The sequence below is a fragment of the Thermovirga sp. genome, from assembly GCA_012523215.1.
Classification (GTDB): Bacteria; Synergistota; Synergistia; order Synergistales; family Thermovirgaceae; genus 58-81.
Window position 1 is genome coordinate 1 of record JAAYIZ010000244.1, and the last position, 3,450, is coordinate 3,450.

The window sequence follows — 3,450 nt, forward strand, 5'->3', positions numbered from 1 at the left end:
CTGATCGCTCTATTCCTTGCCGGTTTTTTCCTGGGCATCGTGGCCACCCTTATCCTGAGAGTCTTCCGGGACCGAGCCACCAGGGAGCAGGTTGAGGATATCACCGAGCAAATCAAGGCCGCCTTCGGCGATCTCTCCCTGGAGGCGCTCTCGAAGTCGACCGAGGAATTTCTGAAACTGGCCAAATCCCGTTTCGACGCGGAGAGGGACCTCGGCAGCAGGGAGCTCGAGGGGAAGAAGGAACTCATCGACCGCCGCCTCGAGGAGATGACGACGAAACTGGAGGCCGTCTCCAGCCTGATGCGCGACCTGGAGAAGGACCGGGCGTCAAAATTCGGCGAGCTCGCCGACCGATTGAGAGAAGTCAACGAGAGGACCGCCGATCTGACCGCCACCACGGGTTCTCTCAAGGAGGCCCTTTCCAGTTCCCAGGCCAGGGGGCAGTGGGGGGAGCGGATGGCCGAGGACATCCTTCGTCTCGCGGGTTTCGTCGATGGGATCAACTACGCCAGGCAGAAAGTCCTCCCCGGGTCGGGCAGGAGGCCCGATTTCACCTTCTTCCTCCCCAGGGGCCTAACGCTCAATATGGATGTCAAGTTCCCCTTCAACAACTATCTTGCCTGGCTCGGCGCCTCCACCGATGACCAAAGGGAGCAGTGCCGCCGGTCCTTCCTGAAGGACGTGAGGGAGAGGATAAAGGAGGTGGCCTCGAGGGACTACATCGACCCGGCGCAGGACACCCTTGACTACGCCCTCCTCTTCATCCCCAATGAACAGGTCTACTCCTTCATCCACGAGCAGGAGCCGGGCATGGTCGACGAGGGACTCCGGCAGAAGGTGGTCTTCTGCTCGCCCGTTACGCTCTACGCCGTCCTTGCCGTGATAAGGCAGGCGGTGGATAATTTTACCCTGGAACAGACCTCCAAAGAACTACTGGCGCTTTTCGGAGCCTTCAACAAGCAGTGGAAAGAGTTCCTGAAAAAATTGGAACGCCTCGGGAAGCAGATCGAAAGAGCCCGCGACGACTACGAGAGCCTCGTGACAACCCGCCGCAGGAGCCTGGACCGCCCCCTGGAAAGGCTCGAGGAAATCCGGAAACAGAGCGGTATAGAGGCATCCTTGCCGGAGGCGGAATCTCCTGAAAGCGAGGTCGAAATCATCCTTCCCGACGCAACACCGGAATAGATTATCAATTGCGGTCACTCGTGATGGATGATAAGATCACTCCGTATACCTTCATAAATAATACAATTCCCGGTTTTCTTAACGGTGAGTTGTTCAGGGCTACGAAAGGGGGTGTGCCGCGTGCGTAGAAGTTTTTTCCTGGTCCGTTGCGCGGCGGCGACCGCCCTTTGGCTGTTACTTTTCCCCGGCCCAGCCTGGGCGATCCACCACGTCAAGGTGGGTTTTTACCAGAACGCGCCCCTGGTCTTCCGTGACGACGACGGTGTTATGAGGGGGATATTCGCCGATGTCCTCGACGCCGTCGCCCTTGAAAACGATTGGACGATGGAATGGGTGGAGGGCACCTTTGCGGAGGGACTAGAAAGGCTCGAGCGCCGGGAGATAGATGTCATGACGGCCGTGGCCTGGACCGAGGAGAGGAAGCAACTCTTTGACTTCAACCGCCTGGCCGTCATCTCCAACTGGGGGGTCTTTTACTCCCGCCGCGGCATGAACCCTGCATCTATCCTGGGCCTGGACGGAATGAAGCTGGCCGTGGTCAAGAGGGACACCTACGGTGAGGCCTTCAAGGCCCTCGCCGAGAGTTTCGGGATGACCTGTTCCTACCTTGAAGTGGATGATTACCTCGATGTGTTCAAGGCCATCGAGGAGTGGAGGGCCGAGGCTGGGCTCGTGAGCCGGCTCTTCGGCCTGACCAACGAGAGCGATTACCGCGTGGAAAGGACCAATATCTTCCTGGAGCCCAGGGAGCTGCGCTTCGCCGCCCCCAAGGGGGCCAGCGTGACGGTCCTTCAGATCCTCGATTTCCACCTCATCAAATGGAGGCTTATCCCGGGCTCCCCCCTCAACAGGTCCATTCAGAATTGGCTTTCCGAAAGAAGCTTGCTGAGCGTCATTCCTCGGTGGTTTCCCTGGTTCATGGGGGTTTCCCTGGCGCTCGTGATGGGGGTCCTCTTCACGAACCTGATGCTGCGGCGAAAGGTCATGATAGGTACCAGGGCACTGTTGAAGAGCAAAGCCGACCTATCAAGGGAAAAGGCTCTCTTCGAGAAACTCTTCGAGGAATCCCCCGACGCCTTGGTGCTCGAGGGAACAGAGGACAACAAGATCCTGCACGTAAACAGGGGTTTCACTCGTCTCTTTGGCTTCACCCGCGACGAGGCGGAGGGTAGCACCCTGAACGAGCTGGTGGTTCCCGAGAATCTCCGCGGGGAAGGATTTGAACTTGACAGGACGACCGACAGGGGTAACCCGATCCAGCTGGAGACGGTGAGGCGGAAAAAGGACGGCGCCCTGGTCGACGTTTCCCTCGTATCGGTGCCCATTACGCTGGAGAAGGGGGTCGTGGGCGCCTACGTCATCTACAGGGACATATCGGTCGCGAAGGAGGCCAGGAGAATCCTTGTCGCAAGCCGCGAGAGCATCCGGAAAAGCCTGGAGAGTATGGAGCGCGCCTGGGAGCAGACCATCGATGTCCTCGCCATGGCCGCCGAAACCCGGGACCCCTATACTGCCGGTCACCAGAGGAACGTCTCGGTCCTTTCGGAAGCCATTGCCGTCGAAATGGGGCTGGACGAGGAAACCGTCAATTCCATCAGGATGGCGGGCCTGGTCCACGACGTGGGCAAGATAAACATACCGGCGGAGATCCTGAGCAAGCCGGGAGCCCTGGGCGAGGTGGAGTTCGCCCTGATCAGGACCCACCCCGAAGTGGGTTACGAGATTATGAAGAATATAGAACTCCCCTGGCGGTTGGCCGACATGATCCTGCAGCACCACGAGAGGATGGACGGTTCCGGTTATCCCGCCGGCCTCAAGGGGGAGGAGATCCTGCTCGAGTCCAGGATCCTCGCCGTGGCCGACGTGGTGGAGGCCATGTCCTCCCATCGCCCCTACAGGGCCTCGCTGGGGGGGGAAGCCGCGCTGGAGGAGATCGAGACCAACCGGGGGCGCCTTTATGACCCCCAGGTGGTCGATGCCTGCCTGAGACTCTTCAGGAAGAAGAATTTTCGCTTTTCCGGACCCTGATTAGTATCCGGGAGTGATCATGGAGGTGATCGAAGATGCGCAAGGCGTTAGTGGCAATCGACGGCAGCGACATAACGAAACCGCTGGTGAGGTACGCCTTTGAGCGAGCCAGGAAGGAGAAACTCGAGGGGCTCGACTTCATTTACGTCTTCCAACCCTACCCCGCGGCGCTCTTTCCCGGGATGCCCATCCCAACCACGATCGAGGAGGAGCATGCCAAGGCCACCAGGAAGGCCC

Annotated in this window: 3 protein-coding genes; all 3 read left to right on the top strand. The window is 59.4% G+C overall.

The genetic code is table 11. The annotated features are described in order from the left end of the window. A partial coding sequence (rmuC, locus tag GX108_06780) for a DNA recombination protein RmuC (GenBank protein ID NLO56736.1) occupies positions 1 to 1,185 on the top strand: 1,185 nt, incomplete at its 5' end. A gap of 120 nt (positions 1,186 to 1,305) precedes the next feature. Next, entirely contained in the window at positions 1,306 to 3,213 is a 1,908-nt protein-coding gene (locus GX108_06785; GenBank protein ID NLO56737.1) for an HD domain-containing protein, read from the top strand. Positions 3,214 to 3,248: 35 nt separating this feature from the next. Continuing rightward, the coding region (locus tag GX108_06790) for a hypothetical protein (GenBank protein ID NLO56738.1) at positions 3,249 to 3,450 on the top strand (202 nt) is incomplete at its 3' end.